Consider the following 16983-nt stretch of genomic DNA (forward strand, 5'->3'; position numbering starts at 1 on the left):
TTTTTCTGTCCTAGTTCCACAGTGACTAAACTGCTGTCTTTAAGTTTACTGATTTTATCGCTTTCCTACAAGTGCATTTTTCACTAAACTTAACATTTCATCCATTAAACAAGATTCAAACCGTCAAAGACTCCTTCAGCTGATCTGAAGAGCGCTCCCACATTCCTTCATCATGGTTTTTCAGGAAGTCTGCAAGCACACGCTTTGATTTATCGTCCATGTCCTCGACGATGATTTTTCGTTTCAGCGATTTATCCATCCGGTTGACATGCTCCGGAAGCGATTTGTAACCGCGTCTAATTGACCTGTCGACCATCATTTCACATGCTGTCACACCTGCATAGTGCGGACCGTTTTGAGTGGCTTCAATGGTCACCCAAACAAGCCAGTAAGGTTTGGCATTCGGGACTTCCTCTTTAGTCTTTAAAAACTTGATCCCTTTTTCCACTGCACTTCTCGCATGCATCGCGCCGATATCGACCTCCGCTTCACCTGCATCCACATCGATGATGACCGGCGAAATATTATCTAGCGTTAAAACCCCTGCTCCATATCCGCCATGACCTTCTGTAGGGTCGTTTTTTATAATATTGAAGCCTACCTTTTTCTTTGGTTGTTCTTCCATGTTTGTATCCCCCTTTATCGTTTGTCATTCCTTATTATTGGTTAAAAAAACAAAAGTGAAAAAAATTGACTCAAGATGCCTCCTACAAATTTAACACCGGTATCCATAATCGGTCTGATTGTATAATCGCCCAGCGGTGTGATGATCAAAATCAAAAAAATCAGGGAGCCATATTGTTCATATTGGGTCATTTTTGCCCGCAAGTCCGCTGAAACAAGATCCTGTACAATCCTATAGCCATCGAGCGGCGGCAGCGGTATCAGATTAAATACAAATAAAAGGACATTTAAATTTATGAGTATATTTAAGAACGGCTCGACGAAAAACGGTAAATCAGGTCCAACGCCTGCTGCAAGCAATCCGTAAAAGATTAAAAACCCCAAAATTGCAACAATCAAATTACTGAACGGACCGGCAAAAGAGACGAGCACTCCTGCCAATTTTGGATTCTTGAAATGAAAACGATTAACCGGTACAGGTCTAGCCCAACCAAATCCGGCTATTAATATCAGCAATGTCCCGATCGGATCCAAATGGGAAATCGGATTCAATGTGACTCTTCCTTCATTTTTTGCAGTCGGGTCACCGAACTTATAGGCCACATAAGCATGTGAAAATTCATGAACAGTAAATGCGATTAACAGTGACACAATGACATATGGAAGCTGCTCCAAAGGATAAACCAAAAACCGTTCTATTTGCTCCAAGAATTGCATCGATAGCTTCTCCCCCATTGTTTATTACCGTTAGTATACATCAAAAGTCCAAGAAGTGAAAAAACTCTGACTTCCGTGTCTTGCAATTCTTTTTCCATTGTGAAACACTACAAGATAAGGAAGGAAGGGGGGAAAAGAGATGCCATATGTAACAGTCAAAATGCTTGAAGGCCGTACAGACGAACAAAAAAAGGCTTTAGTCGAAAAGGTGACTGCGGCCGTTACGGAAACAACTGGAGCACCAGCTGAAGCCGTGACGATTTTCATTGAAGAAATGTCAAAAAATCATTTAGCGGTAGCCGGTGTCCGTAAAAGCGATTTATAAGCTTTACATAATGGGGAAAAGCTAAGCCGTCAATTCGGCTTAGCTTTTGTTTTTAACTGCTCAATATATTCATATGCCTCATCAATTTCTTCAAGCGTATATTTTTGTTTGCTTTTCAGCGTGAAAATTTTCTCGGTGACTTCCTCTTTTTCAAGCGTGTCGAAGTATAACACCGTTGAAACCAGCTCCAAAAACCGGGCATTCTGTTCGTTCATATCCAATAAGCATGCCTCAAGTGCCGGCATCTCCACTTCCTGTATGGATAGGAAATCCTGGCCGGCATCCGTTATCGAATAACAATATTGATAATAACCTGCTTTTTTTTCCCTCACTTCATTCAAGTAACCCATTTCGCAGAGCTCTTCAATCCGTAAGGTCAACTCCTCCGAATACGGTCCGTAAAAGTGAAATTGAAACTTTTCATGAAATGGGAAGGAAAGCTTCTTCGCGATATAAACGATTTTTTGCAACTTTTTCCGACCCGAGATTTCACCTGCAGTAGAAATTGCATTGATAATGTTTGCATGATCCTTAAACAAGGCTCGTCACTCCTCACCAAAAATGTACCACTTTAATCCGATAGCTCCAAAAGCTTACGAATCTGTTTTTTTATATTTTTCTTCGTAGATTCATCACGCAATAAATCCGCTGGATAATACAACTTATGATCCGTTCTTCTTTTCCCTGAAATTGCGTCGACAATTTCGGATTCACGCGATAATTCACGAATTTCTCCATTATTTTTAAGCAAGTGAATCGGCAGTCTCTCCTCTTCCTCACCCGGCCGGTAAAAATCATACGGCAGATCTGATGAAGAATCGACGACAAGATAATAATCCGGATCGATGCCTGCCTTCTTGAATAGCGTCCTTAACTCCATCAACCTGTTCATTTGACTGTTCGATGGATGGAATTCCACATATTTAAATAGTTTACGGTTAACGAAGCGAGTGCATAAATCTTTTAAAATCGCATCGTTCTCCTCTTCCCATGCTTCGAAATAATAGAGCATCACCGCTTCATCCATTTTCAAGTAGTCCGTTAAAGTCACTTCACCCTTGAACAATGAATAAAAATGGTGCGGTTCTTGAGCAAACTCATAACCGGATTCATATAAATGCTTCGCCCTATGTAGAATCTTGGTAAGTATGACCTCCGCACTTCTCGTAACTGGATGGAAATAAACCTGCCAGTACATTTGGTAGCGACTCATGATGTAATCCTCAACCGCATGCATCCCGCTTTGTTTTATGACGGCATGTTCTTCCCTTGGCCTCATTACACGCAAAAGCCTTTCCATATCGAAATGTCCATAACTAACGCCAGTGAAGTAAGCATCACGCTGTAAATAATCCATTCTATCGGCATCGATCTGACTTGAAATCAGGCTGACTACTAATTTGCCTTTATAGGTTTTCGCTATGACTTCTGCCACTTTTTTAGGAAAATCACGTCCAACTCTAAGGAGGATCTTATTCACTTCCGTATCGCCGAGGATTATTTGCCGCGTGAATTGCTCATGATCCAGGTCAAACACTTTTTCAAAAGAATGAGAGAAAGGACCATGCCCCAAATCATGCAGCAGTGCTGCGCATAAGGATAGTAACCGTTCCTCAGGTTTCCATTCCGGTCTGCCCTCGAAAACATCATCCACGATTCTCCGGACAATCTCATATACCCCAAGCGAATGGCTAAGCCGACTATGTTCCGCACCATGAAAGGTCAAATAAGTCGTTCCCAGCTGTTTAATCCTTCTAAGACGCTGGAATTCCTTCGTCCCTATTAAATCCCATATAACCCGGTCACGAACATGTATATATCGGTGCACCGGGTCCTTGAATACCTTTTCTTCTTGTAACTTTTCGCCGGAATATCCCATGAACTTCCCTCTTTTTCATAATCTCGATGCATTCATTATAGCGTGTTTTGACAAAAAACCCTAACATCCACCTTGCTAGCAAGAGAGGTCCTTTTGTAAGAAAACGGAAGTTTCAGTCTGAGTTTGTCTTGAAAATAAGAAAATAAAAAATCACCGCAGTGTGTTGAATTCTGGGTGATGATCACTTGTTCCATTTATCTTAAGCAAACAATCCACTCTACCTATATATCATGGATCCTACTTTAGTTTTTTATTGATTTTATCTAGTAACTCGTCTTCTGTCGGTGCAGCAACTGGACGGTTATTGACAAAGGCAAAAGACTTCTTTCTGCCAGGACCGCAATAGGATTGACAGCCCACTTCAATTTTCGCGTCGGGATCAAGCTTTTCAAGACGCGGGATCAATGTTTTAATGTTTACCGCCAAGCAGTCATCGCACACTCTGAATTCATTGGACATCCTCCGGTCACCATCCTTTCCATGACAAACTATTTTTCATCCATTTATATGACTAAAGGGTATTTTACCGCTTCTACTTATGAATATCAAGAGGGCTTGATTGTGTGAATAGGAAGGGCAGCCGCTGTAAAAGTATGTAATTAATCAAAAAACTAGTATCCTTTTAACCTTTTTGTATAAAAAATCCAGATTTTGTCCAAAATGCTAGTAGAACACTCCATAAATCACTGCCACACGATATTTTATATAGTTATTTATTTTAAAAGTTACCAGAAAGGGAGTATGTAGAAATGAAGGTTCGTCAAGACGCCTGGACAGAAGAAGATGATTTACTTTTGGCTGAAACGGTATTGCGCCATGTGCGGGAAGGCAGCACTCAGCTTAATGCTTTTGAAGAAGTAGGAGATAAGTTGAATCGCACCTCTGCAGCATGCGGATTCCGCTGGAATGCAGTTGTCCGCCATAATTATGATAAAGCGCTTTCCCTTGCCAAGAAACAGCGTAAGCAGCGGCAAAGGATCCTTGGAAAAGATCAAGGAGGAAAAAAACGGCTTCTTTATACACCGCCGTCCCCAACGATTTCCGACATAATGGTTCCCCATGTACAAGAAGAGGAACTAGAGGTGAAATCCGAAGTCGATACAACCAATTATGAAGCAGCAGAGGAATTCGTTGTGGCTGAAGCCCTCGCTCCTAAGACACAGCACACGCCAGTAACTCTGGAAACGGCCATGAGCCTTGAGGCCGTCATCGCTTATTTGGAATCCATGAACGCCCGCATGCTTCAAGCTGAAGTATTAAAAACCGAAAATGAAAGATTGAAGCTTGAAATTAAAGGGCTGAAAAAGCGAAATGAAGATTTGGAGAATAAAATCAGCCACCTGGAACAAAACAGCGGCTTGATGCAGGAAGATTATGAAACTTTGATGAATATTATGAATCGGGCAAGAAAGCTGGTCTTGTTAGAGGAAGAGGAACGTCCGGCAACGAAGTTCAAGATGGACCGGAATGGCAATTTGGAGAAAATGGCCGAGTAATAAGATAATGTGGGGTTCAGTTATAATAGATCAACCACATGCCAAAGGCCGTTTCACCCATGTTTATCTTAAAAAAGGGAGCCGACAAGGCTCTTTTTTTTCATTGTTTCAAGAACTCCGCCTATCATACAGGCCTTTTACAGTTTCAGTGAATGCTAAAGTCGTATTTAATGAAAAAAACCGATCCCGAATTACTGGAACGGTTTCTTTTATATCAATCCTTTAATGCATCGAATACTTTATCATTACGTTCCACCACTCTTGTCAAGTATGCCTCATACATCGGCCATTCCTGAACGGAAAGAGTGTCAGAGAATATCCTTTCACTATGTTCCTTCAATACATGCAGGAATCTGAGCATAACGTCCTGAACACTCAATTGCACGCCAAACAATTCCGTTAGGGACGCCATTACCGAAGGGACGATATCAGGATAAGCGAATTTGGTTTCTGCATTTCCTTTAGCTGCATCATAAAAACCCTTTACGAGGCTGGCACGTTCAGCCCCGCTTCCATTGACACACAAATAGATTTGCACCGCTACGCCATTGCGGATCCTGCGTTGGGATATCCCGGCAAATTTTTGCCCATTAATACTTAAATCATAACTTCCAGGACAATAGGAACCGACGATTTCCCTTGCCTCCATCGTGACCGGGAAATCGGCAAACATCAATTGGACAAGCTCCCACATCGCATCATATCCACGATTGATTTCAATTTTCTGCTCGTTTTCAGGAAAAATGAGCGACAAATTAAGGACACCCTCATCCAGCACGACTGCCAGCCCCCCGGAATTCCTCACGATCGCCTGAAAACCATGTTCTTCTAAATGATCCAACCCCTTTTTAAGAAAAGGCAACTTCGTATCCTGAATACCCATGACGATGGTTCGATGATGTACCCACGCCCTCGCTACGGCCGCTGATTTACCTGACCCTACGGAAGCACAAAATGTATCATCCATCGCAAAGGACTCCAGAGCTGGAAACTGAGGCCCAACGGAAGATTGATCAATAATCCTCCACTCTTGCTGCATTAATAATGAATCTGTTTCACTCATACGAATCTCCCTCTACATTTAATCCTCAGGGTGCCTATTGATACTGCGCCACAAATCCCTGTGCCGCTGTAATGACAGCCAGTTTATATACATCCTCTTCACTGCATCCCCTCGAAAGGTCATTCACCGGACGGTTCAGCCCCTGTAGGATCGGACCGACCGCTTCGAAGCCACCCAAGCGCTGTACCATCTTATAACTAATGTTCCCTGCTTCGAGACTTGGGAAAATAAAAACATTCGCATCCCCCTGAATAAGGGAATCCGGCGCTTTTTTTCTTGCTACCGAAGGAACGAAAGCCGCGTCAAACTGAAATTCCCCATCAAGAATGACTTCAGGGGCCCTTTCTTTTGCCAAATCGACAGCATCAGCCACTTTTAAGGTTTCGGGGGATGTTGCCGACCCCTTCGTCGAAAAGCTCAGCATCGCCACACGCGGTTCGATATCGAACATTTGTGCAGTCTTCGCACTTTCGATAGCAATTTCGGCTAAATCTTGGGAATCGGGGTTTATATTGATCGCACAGTCCGCGAACACATATTTTTCTTCATCCCGGACCATGATGAATACTCCTGATGTTTTTTGGACGCCTGTCTTTGTTTTTATGATCTTTAAGGCGGGGCGAACCGTATCGGCAGTCGAATGCATTGCACCACTCACCATTCCATGTGCCAGTTTCATATGGACGAGCATGGTTCCAAAGTAGTTCTCATCCATTAATATTTCACGTGCTTGTACCTCGGTCGCTTTACCCTCACGGACCTTCACGAACGCTTCAACCATTTCATCCATCATGATATAATTCTTCGGATCATATATTTCGATTGCGTCAAGGGAGATTTTCATATCTTTTGCCTTCTCTTGAATCAACCCGATATCCCCGATCAATACCGGTGTCACCAGTTTAGCATTGGCAAGCCTTGCTGCCGCTCCCAAAATCTGTTCATCCAGCCCTTCTGGAAAAACGATCTTTAAATTATGTCCCATAACTTTCGCTTCCAGTATTTCAAATAAATCACCCATTGGCTCTTCCTCCTTTTTTAGATACGTTTTCCCTCTTTCCTTCAATATTTAACCATCCGGTGAAAATCCATAGTCGTCTTCTTTTAAGAATACTCTAGCAGCCAGGTAAATTCCAGCCACTTTGGTACCCTGCCAATCGGACGCAAATTTGAAAATTGTTTGAACACCGAAAAACAGTGATGGTGTTTGCGGGTTGATATAAATTTCCTTATACTGAAACTATGTTATATTAAAGTTATAATAAGACTTAGGAGTGATTGTAATGAGTGAAGCAGCACAAACACTGGACGGCTGGTATTGTTTACATGATTTCCGCCTGATCGACTGGGCTTCTTGGAAAACGTTATCAAGCGACGAACGCCAATTGGCCATCTCGGAATTCCAAGGTTTACTGGATAAATGGAATATGACACAAAGCGACAATGAAGGCAGCCATGCCCTATATTCCATCGTAGGTCAGAAAGCGGACTTCATGCTTATGTTTGCCCGCCCAACCATGGAAGAATTGAATGAAATTGAAAACGAATTCAATAAAACGAAGCTTGCCGAATATACAGTTCCCGCTTATTCATACGTTTCCGTCGTGGAATTGAGCAATTACTTAGCTGGAGGAGATGGTGAGGACCCTTACCAGAACCCTCATGTCCGTTCAAGACTTTATCCGATACTTCCAAAAGCGAAACACGTATGCTTCTATCCAATGGACAAGCGTCGTGATGGCGATGATAACTGGTATATGCTTTCCATGGAAGAGCGCAAAGGCTTAATGCGTTCCCACGGCTTGATTGGCCGCAGTTATGCCGGTAAAGTAAAACAAATCATTTCGGGTTCTGTCGGTTTTGACGATTATGAATGGGGCGTTACACTTTTCGCAGATGATGTCCTTCAATTTAAAAAATTAATCTATGAAATGCGTTTTGATGAAGTGAGTGCACGTTACGCTGCATTTGGTTCTTTCTTTGTAGGCAATATCCTGCCGGAAGAAAACGTACCTTCATTCCTATACGTATAAGACGATGGGCTTCCGGTTTCCGGAAGCTTTTTTTGCGTCCCCTCCTTTTTATTTTTCCCCGGCTGTGGAATAAATCCAATCCACATCCCATACATTTTCAATAGTGATGAATTTATTTTTTCACAGTCCCATTCAGCATCAGGAAAATTGATCAAGGCAATTCCAGACTCCAGCGAGGTGAAGGAACGTTACTTCTATTCATTGGCCGGCAAGAGGATATGGTTTATATCATGAACGGCAGCCGTTATGTATCGCTTAACTTTCATTGTGGTTTTTTAAGCCACCCGGGGATTGTCCAGAAAACATATACAATACTACCGGTCGCTATAAATCGCACAGTTTCTCCCAGTCCACACTCTTGGATTGTCCAAATTCCACAGCATCAACTAAACCTTGAATTTAGGAGGGAATGCAATGTCACAAAATAATCCTTATGGTAACTACCCGTACGGGGGAAGCCCCTATTATCCCTATGAGAATAATGAGCCTGAACTAAGGCAGCAGAATCCTAGCCCGCAACAAGGTTATCCGCAACAAGGTTACCCGCAGCAAGGATTCCAGCCACAACAGCCCACTATGGCAGGCACGCCACAACAAATGCCGATGCAGGTGAGTCCAGCCACTTCCGGGCCACAGATACCTGGCATGCTCCCGATCGAAGCGTCATACATCGAGAACATCTTGCGATTGAATAAAGGGAAATTAGCCACTGTTTATACAACGTTTGAAAACAACAAGGAATGGAATGCTAAGATCTTCAAAGGAATCATCGAGGCTGCAGGTCGCGATCACTTGATCATAAGCGACCCTCAAACGGGAAAACGATACTTAATCCCGATGGTATACTTAGATTATATAACGTTTGATGAAGAAATCGAATATGAATATCCATTTGGAGGCGCTGGGCTTGCCACCTACTCGCCAAGGTGAAGAAAATCCAAAAAAGAAGAGCCTCAGAATCCATTTGATTTTGAGGCTCTTCTTATATTGGAATGAATTTTTTCATTACAAGTATTTATATGCAGCAATGATCATCAAAACCCAAGCAACCAAGAATGAAACCCCGCCAAGCGGTGTGATGGCCCCAAGGACTTTGATTTGCGTAACGCTTAGAACGAATAGGCTTCCGGAAAACAGGATAATTCCTATTAGCATAAGCCAGCCGGACCAGTTGATCAGCGGACTTGAGATTTTCCCAGCCAATAAACCGATTACCAATAAACCCACTGCATGGAACATTTGATATTGAACAGCGGTTTGCCAGGTTTCTAAATATTTATCAGGAATTTTCCCTTCCAGTCCATGTGCGCCGAATGCACCTAGTGCCACAGCAATAAACCCATTCAATGCACCTAAAATGATGAACAGTTTCAATTATTTCGCTCCCCTTCCCTCATTTAAAAATCGAACAAGGACTCCCCATTGGCTTCATCCATTTTAACCGGTTCTACATTCGGTGTAGCCGGCATAACGGGCTGGGTCAATGTGATTGGCTTCGGCATGCTGATGTTCGCCGCTTTTTCATCCACCATTACTTCACAAAGGGACTTAATGGCGATTACATACCCCTGCACCTTATCCTCTGAATTTGCCTGTTTCGCTTTTAAAACAAGCTCTTCGATTTTATCCAACATTTGTCTTGATGAAATATCCAACTTTATCACCTCGTCTATATACAGGTCAAAACTATCATAACTAGCATAGCAAAAATCAGAGAAGAAAACACCTTGCATATTTCCTACCTCTTAATTGGCTTGGCTTGAAATTTCAAGCATGGCTGTCCTGAAGAATAAAAGACATCAAGAGAAGGCTGGTTTGATGTTTTAAATTGAAAAGCACGGCAGCCCTTTGGAAAACTGGGATCCCAAGTTATATAGAAATGGCGGCACGCCATACAATTCACCCGTTTCGTTTTCTTGCCCATATCATCGGTTCGAGATTTTCCAATCAATTGGGGATTCCCCCATTTCCACCAGCAATTGATTTGTTGTGGAAAAAGGTTTGGTGCCAAAGAAACCACGGGATGCCGACAGCGGACTCGGATGTACAGACTTAATGATTTTATGACGGGTCTCATCAATTAATGGGATTTTGGTTTGTGCAGGTTTCCCCCACAGGATGAATACAACAGGTTTCGGACGGTCATTCAATAGGTGAATAACTTGATTCGTAAAGATTTCCCATCCTTTTCCGCGGTGTGAGTGGGCCTCTCCCTCACGGACAGTCAAGACGGTATTCAATAGAAGCACTCCCTGTTTTGCCCATTCGACTAGGTAACCATTATTTGGAACCTCATAACCTAGATCTGTGTGTAACTCTTTAAAAATATTTCTTAAAGAAGGCGGGATGCGAACCCCCGGCTTAACTGAAAAACTAAGGCCATGTGCTTGTCCAGGGCCATGGTATGGGTCCTGACCAAGGATGACAACCTTTACGTCTTCATAAGGAGTATAGTGAAGTGCATTGAAAATATCGTCCTGATCGGGATGAACGACCTGCTGACTGTACTCTTGCTTTATGAATCCTCTTAGCTCCTGGTAATATTCTTTTTTGAATTCCTCTTCCAATAGAGGCCACCAATCATTTGTTAATAACTGCTTTGCCATCTGCCACAGCCCCTCTCCACTTTTTGAAACTATATTATATCAAACTTCATCGCCTTGCCTTTTTCCATAGATTACGATTTATGTTTCTATATACCCCAAAAGTGGGAACATAGAAAGTTAGCAAGCAATTTAACCATGTTGGAGGATTCCCTATGAAAAAATGGTACAAAAGAAAACGATTTTATCTGCTTGTCAGCATTTTGATCGTCCTTGCACTCGTAATCGCCTATAACAGCTACAAACCTCTCCCCGATGGCATTTCCTATGAAGGAAAGGTTCACCATGTCGAGGATATCGATTTCATCTATGACCTTTCCTATCACGATGAACAAGGGGAAATACAACATGAGCAGCGAATTTTCAAAACCATAAATCAAGCCATAGAAGAGGCTGATTCTTATATCGTAATCGACATGTTTTTGTTTAATGCTTTTTATGATGAAAAGATAAACTTCCCGAAGCTAACCGAGACTCTGAAGGATAATCTCGTTGAACAGAAGAAAAAGAAACCTGGCCTCCAGGTCATTTTCATTACGGACGAAGTGAATACTTCCTATAATTCCTACCAGCTAGAGGCCTTGGAAACGATGAAGAAAAATGGCATTGATGTCATTGTTACCAACTTAGACCGCCTCCGGGATCCGAATCCTCTCTATTCAGGTGTATATCGGACCTTTTTCCAATGGTTCGGTGAAAGCGGGAAAGGCTGGGTTGTGAATCCAATGGCTAAAAGCGCACCAAAGGTCACCTTGCGTTCTTATCTTAGACTGATGAATATCAAAGCCAATCACCGAAAAGTGGTCGCTACTGAAAAAACGGCCATCATCTCATCTGCCAATCCTCATGACGCAAGTGGATTCCATTCCAATATTGCATTCCAGATGGATGGGAATATCATCGGAGATTTTGTCAAATCCGAAGAAGCCGCTTCGAAATTCTCGGGAGGGCCGAAGTCATTTCCTGAATTTAAAAGGACATCAGCAGATAAAGGACCGATATCAGTACAACTGCTAACGGAAGGAAAAATTAATAAACATGTCCTTAAGGCTATTAAGGATGCAAAAAAGGGGGACAACATCCACCTTGCCATGTTCTACATTGCCGATCGCGGAGTTGTTGAGGCATTAACGGATGCAGCTAAACGGGGTGTGAAGATTCAAATGATACTGGATCCGAACCAAAACGCTTTCGGAAGTGAAAAAATCGGGCTTCCCAATCTTCCGGTTGCCGCCGAATTCGAAAAACTGGGGGATGAAAACATCTCGATCCGCTGGTACAAAACAGATAAAGAACAGTTCCATACAAAGTTGATGATGATCCAAAGAGCTGATGAAACGGTTATCCTTGGAGGATCCGCTAATTATACGTCACGCAATCTAGATGACTATAATCTTGAAGCGAATGTTGAAATCCATGCTCCAAAAGATGCGGATGTCTCCAAGGACGTCGATAGCTATTTTCAAAGACTCTGGACAAATCAAAATGGAACATACACGGTGGATTACAGTGCATACCAGAAGAAACTGCCTGTCTTTAAATACTTGACCTACCGCATTCAGAAGGTGTTCCGCTTCACCACTTACTAAAATTTTCTTTTATATAAATGTTTATCAGTGCCCAAATGAGGTTATATATTACTATAGCCGCACAGCAACTGTAATAAGCAAGATTCCATTTACCTATATTCAAGAGAATCTCACTAAATTCAAGGAGGAGTTTATATGTATCAAGTACATGTAGTAGAAAACGGTTTACAAGCAAAGGAAAAAATCGATGAATTAGTTACATCAGGTTATACGAAAGACGATGTATATTTGTTTGCCCATGATAAAACCCGTTCAAAACACCTTACCGAGAATACAAATACAGAAGATGTAGGCATGAAGGAACAAGGTTTCCTTGATACCGTCGGAAATCTCTTTAAATCACGCGGAGATGAACTTCGTAACCGAATGAGCAACCTTGGCCTTAGTGATATGGAGGCAGAACGTTACGAGGAAGTGCTTGACGAAGGAAAAGTAGTCATCGTTGCTTCCAAACAAGATAATAAAGACGGGGTTACACACTAATACCCGCTAACCATTACCCTATATGGATTCATAAAAAAACGAGGCTCCTTAACCGGCAGCCTCGTTTTTTATACTCATTATCCCAGGATGCTTTGGTACGTGGCCTTTGCATGGACCATGTCCTTCGTACCGTGAATCAACGCCCGGCCATCCTTGAAAATGACGATACGCTCCCCAGCTTTTTCACAAGAGAGAAGAAATGGATTGAATTTCACCAAATAGCCGCTGCCGTCCAGATCTTTGGCCAGTTTCTCGAGTTGAAGTTCCAAAGGTTTTGGCGGTCTTACCTGTACAGTATCCCTCCCGCAAAGAACAGCCGTTTTCGTTGCATTTTCCAGTGTTAAAAAGGGGTAGGTCCTCTTCTCCCCGCATGAGAGACAATCCTTCTTTTTTGCTTTTGTCAATTTAACGGTTTGGTATTGATTTCTCCACAGATCAAAAGAAACAAGTGCAGGCCGTACCGATTTCCAATCTTCAACAAGGATTTTCAAAGCTTCGGCAGTTTGGTGTGCCACTACCATCGTTACAGCTGGTGATATGATTCCTCCTGTGTCACAGGTCATTCCTTGAATGGGGATCGCTTTCAGCAAACAGTGCAAACATGGAGTCTGTCCGGGAAGGATCGTCAATGTCATGCCAACACTCCCCACACATGCCCCATAAATCCACGGTATATGAAGCTTTTGTGATAAATCATTAATAATCATCCGTGTCTCAAAGTTATCGGTTGCATCCAATATCAAATCAACATCACCAAGCAACTGTTCGAGGTTCTGGGCAGTTGCGTCCATGATGATGGCATTCACTTCAACTTCATGATTGATATCAAACAAATGACGCTTTGCCGCTTCTGCTTTTGGCAGTTTCTCCTCGACATCCCGTTCCGTATACATTTGTTGCCGCTGTAAATTACTGATCTCTACATAATCCCTGTCGACAATGGTAAGCTTTCCTACTCCTGCCCGAGTGAGGGCCTCGGCATTAGCAGATCCCAAAGCCCCTGCACCAAGAAGCAAGACATGCTTCTTCATAATTTTCAATTGGCCCTCTTCACCAATGGGGCCGAATAAAGTCTGCCTTGAATATCGCTCTTTCACCTTGAACCCTCCCTTCCGAACGCTTTAGCCCCCACTTACTGGTGGAATGAAAGCAACTGTATCTCCATCAGATAGAAGCGTGTCATCATCGGCAAATTCTTCATTGACCGCCGTCATCACGGTTTCTAGACCTTCCAATTGAAAATCCACCTTCATTTTTCCTTTTAGCTCCGCCACACTCATTCCACTTCCCTCTATAGAAAGAGTCTCTTTGCCTAGCTCATCTTTCAATTGGGCAAATAAAAGTACATTAATCATCAATATCCCCCTTTTCCGGTTTCCCCGATGGATATGGAACGGTTTCCAACTGGTTTCCTACCCATGTCTCCCCATCTTCCCAGTGTTCTTTTTTCCAGATCGGGACGATTTCTTTAATTCTTTCAATCGCATACCTGTTCGCCTCGTATGCATCATTTCGATGTGGCGTACTAACGGCAATAACCACTGCGATATCCGTGATTTCAAGTTTACCTACACGATGGGTGATCGCCGTTTCTGCATCAGGCCAACGTTCCTTGATCTCAGATCCGATTTGCTCCAATTTCTTGATGGCCATCGGCTCATACGCTTCGTAAATTAAGAAGAGAGTCTTTTTTCCTTTCGTCATTTCCCTCACTGTACCAATAAAGGTCGTTACGGCACCTGCATTTCGCTTGACTACTTTATCAATCACTTCCTGGATGACAATCGGCTCTTTTGAAATATTATAATTCATGTCTACCATCCTTTATATATAATTCAGTTTGATCAATATAACCTGCCTCTTGATAATCTTCCATTGTATTCATATTGAAAAAAAGGTATTGAAAATGTTCAGGATTCTCGCGATATAACTTAAAGTCGGTTTCTTTCATGACTTTCACCGAAATCTTTTCCAAAAATAGACTCATTTTTAATTCGTGTTTTAATAAACACTCCGTCAATGCAGGAAGGCACCTTTTATGGTAAACAGCAAAAAGCGGCTGGAGCCTGCCATTTATTTCGGGAACGACAGCATCGAATTCAGGTTCATGATGGGAGATGATATCCTTTATGGCTTCTGCACTCACAAACGGCATATCACAGGCTACAAGAAACTGAAGCTCCGTTTTCGATGAGGTCAACCCTGCATGCAATCCGCCAAGCGGGCCTTGATCTTTATGTAAATCCGGAATGAGCGGAAGTTGCAGAAAATGATATTCTTCAAAAGTATTCGTAATGACCATGATGTTTTCTGATACCTTTTTCAATTCGGATGCCACTCTTGAAATGTTCACAACGCCACCTATGGTCAACAGGGCCTTATTCACTCCCATACGACTTGATTTCCCACCAGCTAAAAGCAACATTGTCCATTCCACAAGAATCTCCCTCCCTTTTTGGGTTTAATCCGGCATAGAACGGTAAAGCTATACAAAATGTGTCCGCTATATTTAAATATTTTAAATCAACTTTGAAAATAATGACACCTTCTCAAACTTTACTTTGTATATCAAAGGATGGAAAGTGGGGTCCAAATCTAAACAAGCAGGCTACCCATCCATCCGATTTCCAGAATTCCAGGTACGAAAAAATGACTTATGCGTAACCATTGCAATTCTTTCTCTAAGACACTCATAATAGGGTGAAAACTAAGTTTTACATAAAAGAAATTTTGGTATATTCTAAAAATAGGATATTAACTGGTATGCTGATAATATCGAAAACTAATTCTCCTGAGGAGGTCACATAATGACTATGAAAAGAGCTATGACAGTTGCCGGATCGGACTCGAGCGGCGGTGCTGGTCTTCAAGCAGATTTAAAGACATTCCAAGAATTCGGTGTTTACGGTATGTCCGCTTTAACGACAATCGTGACGATGGATCCGAAGAATGGCTGGTCGCATAATGTATTCCCTACGCCGGTCGAAATTTTGGAAGCCCAAATCGAAACGATTTTATCAATCGGCATTGACGCAATGAAAACGGGAATGCTTGGATCAGTGGAAATCATTGAACTTGTTGCCCGTAAAATAGACGAGCTGAAGCTGGACAAAGTCGTAATCGATCCAGTTATGGTCTGTAAAGGTGAAGATGAAGTATTGCACCCTGAAACGGCCGTAGCTCTGCGGGAACTGCTTGTTCCACGTGCAACTGTAGTCACGCCAAACCTGTTCGAGGCCGCTCAGTTAGCCGGAACTGCGCCTATCAAGACGATTGATGACATGAGGGCTGCAGCTGAGAAGATTCATGCACTTGGTGCAAAATATGTCTTGATCAAAGGCGGTAATAAGCTGGATCTTGATAAAGCCATCGACCTTTTATATGATGGAAAAGAATTCGAAATCCTTGAATCAGAAAAAATCGAAACGACCAATACACATGGTGCCGGCTGTTCTTCTTCTGCAGCTATTGCAGCCCAATTGGCCGAAGGGAAAAGCCCGCGTGAGGCTATCCTCATTGCTAAAGACTTCATTACCGAGGCGGTTCGCCATTCTTGGAAGATGAATGACTATGTTGGGCCTGTCAATCATGGTGCATACCATAAATATGGAATTGCGGAAAAAACACAAAAATAAAACATCAAGTTTAATGGCTGCTCAAATTCATCGAGCGGCCTTTTTCGCTTTTTTTGCTTTTATTTAGTAAAATGGAAAGAAGGAAAAGCTTATCTAGCCGCCCAGTTAAGGAGGAAATTATAGAATGAAACCTATAGACCGTTCAGAGGTGCAAAATGCCATTGATTCTTTCGCAGGACAAGATGTATATCTTCACCTTGAAACAACAAATGGCGCCTATGCCACTCATGTAGATGAAGCTTTCTTTTCGGCAGGTGCCTATATTCGTAATGCTTTTATACAGTATGAACATGGGAAGATAGTTGGGGATGGACCCTACCGCATCGGCTTGAAGCTCAATATTGGCTGGGTATATGCAGAAGGCGTTAACCACTTCGAATTGGATGAACAGGGGAGATTGCTATTGGCAGGCCTTGATTTTTCCGGAAAGCTCGCTGTCTCCATGCAGCTCAGTCCCACTCCCTTTGAATGATGACAACTTGCTTGATATATATCATATGATTCCGATGAAAACTCCCATTCACCGATAACCATAC

At 42.5% G+C, this 16983-nt stretch carries 22 protein-coding genes; 8 read left to right on the forward strand and 14 right to left on the reverse strand.

Going from position 1 to position 16983, the window contains the following annotated elements:
- Positions 1-115: 115 nt before the first annotated feature.
- Positions 116-625 (reverse strand): YwhD family protein, encoded by a 510-nt coding sequence (locus ACFVSH_RS04075; RefSeq protein WP_260285873.1) that lies wholly within the window; start codon positions 623-625, stop codon positions 116-118.
- Positions 626-666: 41 nt separating this feature from the next.
- A complete protein-coding gene (locus tag ACFVSH_RS04080; protein ID WP_387704991.1) occupies positions 667-1341 on the reverse strand; it encodes a site-2 protease family protein in 675 nt (224 codons plus the stop codon).
- A 139-nt stretch (positions 1342-1480) separates the two neighbouring features.
- On the opposite strand from ACFVSH_RS04080, the gene ACFVSH_RS04085 reads away from it, so the two are divergent.
- Positions 1481-1666, forward strand: coding sequence for a 2-hydroxymuconate tautomerase (locus ACFVSH_RS04085; RefSeq protein WP_034315897.1), 186 nt, complete (start codon positions 1481-1483; stop codon positions 1664-1666).
- A 29-nt stretch (positions 1667-1695) separates the two neighbouring features.
- Here the strand turns inward: ACFVSH_RS04085 and ACFVSH_RS04090 are convergent, their stop codons facing one another.
- From ACFVSH_RS04090 to ACFVSH_RS04100, 3 genes are all read right to left on the reverse strand, one after another.
- On the reverse strand, positions 1696-2205 hold the full coding sequence (locus ACFVSH_RS04090; RefSeq protein ID WP_076368383.1) for a YwgA family protein: 510 nt from the start codon (positions 2203-2205) through the stop codon (positions 1696-1698).
- Positions 2206-2237: 32 nt separating this feature from the next.
- Positions 2238-3545, reverse strand: a complete 1308-nt coding sequence (locus ACFVSH_RS04095) for an HD domain-containing protein (RefSeq protein ID WP_096339124.1) — start codon at positions 3543-3545, stop codon at positions 2238-2240.
- Positions 3546-3782: 237 nt separating this feature from the next.
- Positions 3783-4004 (reverse strand): YuzB family protein, encoded by a 222-nt coding sequence (locus ACFVSH_RS04100; RefSeq protein WP_048683566.1) that lies wholly within the window; start codon positions 4002-4004, stop codon positions 3783-3785.
- 290 nt (positions 4005-4294) lie between these two features.
- Here ACFVSH_RS04100 and ACFVSH_RS04105 point away from each other — a divergent pair, with 290 nt between their 5' ends.
- Complete coding sequence (locus ACFVSH_RS04105; protein ID WP_260285872.1) at positions 4295-5041, forward strand: RsfA family transcriptional regulator; 747 nt, start codon at positions 4295-4297, stop codon at positions 5039-5041.
- A 214-nt stretch (positions 5042-5255) separates the two neighbouring features.
- Here the strand turns inward: ACFVSH_RS04105 and lipL are convergent, their stop codons facing one another.
- Both lipL and pta read right to left on the reverse strand, forming a co-directional pair.
- Positions 5256-6104 carry an octanoyl-[GcvH]:protein N-octanoyltransferase gene (gene lipL / locus ACFVSH_RS04110; protein ID WP_387704993.1) on the reverse strand — a complete coding sequence of 283 codons (849 nt, stop codon included), beginning with the start codon at positions 6102-6104 and terminating at the stop codon, positions 5256-5258.
- Between the two features lie 34 nt (positions 6105-6138).
- The gene (gene pta, locus ACFVSH_RS04115) at positions 6139-7125 is read right to left on the reverse strand and encodes a phosphate acetyltransferase (protein WP_387704995.1); all 987 of its coding nucleotides are present in this window, start codon (positions 7123-7125) and stop codon (positions 6139-6141) included.
- A 262-nt stretch (positions 7126-7387) separates the two neighbouring features.
- On the opposite strand from pta, the gene hemQ reads away from it, so the two are divergent.
- Both hemQ and gerQ read left to right on the forward strand, forming a co-directional pair.
- Positions 7388-8137: a hydrogen peroxide-dependent heme synthase gene (gene hemQ / locus ACFVSH_RS04120; protein ID WP_260285869.1), complete on the forward strand. Its 750-nt coding sequence runs from the start codon at positions 7388-7390 to the stop codon at positions 8135-8137.
- A 414-nt stretch (positions 8138-8551) separates the two neighbouring features.
- Entirely contained in the window at positions 8552-9067 is a 516-nt protein-coding gene (gene gerQ, locus ACFVSH_RS04125; protein ID WP_387601429.1) for a spore coat protein GerQ, read from the forward strand.
- 75 nt (positions 9068-9142) lie between these two features.
- Here the strand turns inward: gerQ and ACFVSH_RS04130 are convergent, their stop codons facing one another.
- The 3 genes from ACFVSH_RS04130 to ACFVSH_RS04140 form a co-directional block, all read right to left on the reverse strand.
- On the reverse strand, positions 9143-9511 hold the full coding sequence (locus tag ACFVSH_RS04130; protein ID WP_076368389.1) for a DUF423 domain-containing protein: 369 nt from the start codon (positions 9509-9511) through the stop codon (positions 9143-9145).
- 23 nt (positions 9512-9534) lie between these two features.
- Positions 9535-9870 carry a YwdI family protein gene (locus ACFVSH_RS04135; RefSeq protein WP_387704997.1) on the reverse strand — a complete coding sequence of 112 codons (336 nt, stop codon included), beginning with the start codon at positions 9868-9870 and terminating at the stop codon, positions 9535-9537.
- Positions 9871-10062: 192 nt separating this feature from the next.
- Positions 10063-10743: a uracil-DNA glycosylase gene (locus ACFVSH_RS04140; RefSeq protein ID WP_260285866.1), complete on the reverse strand. Its 681-nt coding sequence runs from the start codon at positions 10741-10743 to the stop codon at positions 10063-10065.
- A 152-nt stretch (positions 10744-10895) separates the two neighbouring features.
- On the opposite strand from ACFVSH_RS04140, the gene ACFVSH_RS04145 reads away from it, so the two are divergent.
- A complete protein-coding gene (locus tag ACFVSH_RS04145) occupies positions 10896-12329 on the forward strand; it encodes a phospholipase D family protein (RefSeq protein WP_387704999.1) in 1434 nt (477 codons plus the stop codon).
- A 135-nt stretch (positions 12330-12464) separates the two neighbouring features.
- On the forward strand, positions 12465-12812 hold the full coding sequence (locus tag ACFVSH_RS04150; protein WP_192207294.1) for a YflT domain-containing protein: 348 nt from the start codon (positions 12465-12467) through the stop codon (positions 12810-12812).
- Between the two features lie 77 nt (positions 12813-12889).
- Here ACFVSH_RS04150 and ACFVSH_RS04155 read toward each other — a convergent pair whose 3' ends face one another.
- From ACFVSH_RS04155 to mobA, 4 genes are read right to left on the reverse strand one after another with little or no spacing between them, the layout of a single operon-like run.
- Positions 12890-13909: a MoeB/ThiF family adenylyltransferase gene (locus tag ACFVSH_RS04155; RefSeq protein ID WP_387601443.1), complete on the reverse strand. Its 1020-nt coding sequence runs from the start codon at positions 13907-13909 to the stop codon at positions 12890-12892.
- Between the two features lie 24 nt (positions 13910-13933).
- The gene (moaD, locus tag ACFVSH_RS04160; protein ID WP_387601446.1) at positions 13934-14167 is read right to left on the reverse strand and encodes a molybdopterin converting factor subunit 1; all 234 of its coding nucleotides are present in this window, start codon (positions 14165-14167) and stop codon (positions 13934-13936) included.
- A complete protein-coding gene (locus ACFVSH_RS04165; RefSeq protein ID WP_192207297.1) occupies positions 14160-14624 on the reverse strand; it encodes a molybdenum cofactor biosynthesis protein MoaE in 465 nt (154 codons plus the stop codon). The genes moaD and ACFVSH_RS04165 overlap by 8 nt, the downstream gene beginning before the upstream one ends.
- On the reverse strand, positions 14614-15249 hold the full coding sequence (gene mobA, locus ACFVSH_RS04170; protein ID WP_387705001.1) for a molybdenum cofactor guanylyltransferase: 636 nt from the start codon (positions 15247-15249) through the stop codon (positions 14614-14616). The genes ACFVSH_RS04165 and mobA overlap by 11 nt, the downstream gene beginning before the upstream one ends.
- A 370-nt stretch (positions 15250-15619) precedes the next feature.
- Between mobA and pdxK the strand changes: the two genes are divergently transcribed.
- Together pdxK and ACFVSH_RS04180 are read left to right on the forward strand one after the other, a co-directional pair.
- Positions 15620-16447, forward strand: coding sequence for a pyridoxine/pyridoxal/pyridoxamine kinase (gene pdxK, locus ACFVSH_RS04175; protein ID WP_387705003.1), 828 nt, complete (start codon positions 15620-15622; stop codon positions 16445-16447).
- 124 nt (positions 16448-16571) lie between these two features.
- On the forward strand, positions 16572-16919 hold the full coding sequence (locus tag ACFVSH_RS04180; RefSeq protein ID WP_387705005.1) for a YojF family protein: 348 nt from the start codon (positions 16572-16574) through the stop codon (positions 16917-16919).
- The last annotated feature ends 64 nt before the right edge of the window (positions 16920-16983 follow it).

Origin of the sequence: Peribacillus sp. NPDC058002, assembly GCF_042886655.1 — a bacterium.
Lineage (GTDB): Bacteria > Bacillota > Bacilli > Bacillales > DSM-1321 > Peribacillus > Peribacillus aracenensis.

Coding starts and splice junctions, on each gene's coding strand:
- ACFVSH_RS04075 (WP_260285873.1), bottom strand. CDS start 625: ATGGAAGAACAACCAAAGAAAAAGGTAGGCTTCAATATTATAAAAAAC.
- ACFVSH_RS04080 (WP_387704991.1), bottom strand. CDS start 1,341: ATGCAATTCTTGGAGCAAATAGAACGGTTTTTGGTTTATCCTTTGGAG.
- ACFVSH_RS04085 (WP_034315897.1), top strand. CDS start 1,481: ATGCCATATGTAACAGTCAAAATGCTTGAAGGCCGTACAGACGAACAA.
- ACFVSH_RS04095 (WP_096339124.1), bottom strand. CDS start 3,545: ATGGGATATTCCGGCGAAAAGTTACAAGAAGAAAAGGTATTCAAGGAC.
- ACFVSH_RS04100 (WP_048683566.1), bottom strand. CDS start 4,004: ATGTCCAATGAATTCAGAGTGTGCGATGACTGCTTGGCGGTAAACATT.
- ACFVSH_RS04105 (WP_260285872.1), top strand. CDS start 4,295: ATGAAGGTTCGTCAAGACGCCTGGACAGAAGAAGATGATTTACTTTTG.
- lipL (WP_387704993.1), bottom strand. CDS start 6,104: ATGAGTGAAACAGATTCATTATTAATGCAGCAAGAGTGGAGGATTATT.
- pta (WP_387704995.1), bottom strand. CDS start 7,125: ATGGGTGATTTATTTGAAATACTGGAAGCGAAAGTTATGGGACATAAT.
- hemQ (WP_260285869.1), top strand. CDS start 7,388: ATGAGTGAAGCAGCACAAACACTGGACGGCTGGTATTGTTTACATGAT.
- gerQ (WP_387601429.1), top strand. CDS start 8,552: ATGTCACAAAATAATCCTTATGGTAACTACCCGTACGGGGGAAGCCCC.
- ACFVSH_RS04135 (WP_387704997.1), bottom strand. CDS start 9,870: ATGCAAGGTGTTTTCTTCTCTGATTTTTGCTATGCTAGTTATGATAGT.
- ACFVSH_RS04140 (WP_260285866.1), bottom strand. CDS start 10,743: ATGGCAAAGCAGTTATTAACAAATGATTGGTGGCCTCTATTGGAAGAG.
- ACFVSH_RS04145 (WP_387704999.1), top strand. CDS start 10,896: ATGAAAAAATGGTACAAAAGAAAACGATTTTATCTGCTTGTCAGCATT.
- ACFVSH_RS04150 (WP_192207294.1), top strand. CDS start 12,465: ATGTATCAAGTACATGTAGTAGAAAACGGTTTACAAGCAAAGGAAAAA.
- moaD (WP_387601446.1), bottom strand. CDS start 14,167: ATGATTAATGTACTTTTATTTGCCCAATTGAAAGATGAGCTAGGCAAA.
- ACFVSH_RS04165 (WP_192207297.1), bottom strand. CDS start 14,624: ATGAATTATAATATTTCAAAAGAGCCGATTGTCATCCAGGAAGTGATT.
- pdxK (WP_387705003.1), top strand. CDS start 15,620: ATGACTATGAAAAGAGCTATGACAGTTGCCGGATCGGACTCGAGCGGC.
- ACFVSH_RS04180 (WP_387705005.1), top strand. CDS start 16,572: ATGAAACCTATAGACCGTTCAGAGGTGCAAAATGCCATTGATTCTTTC.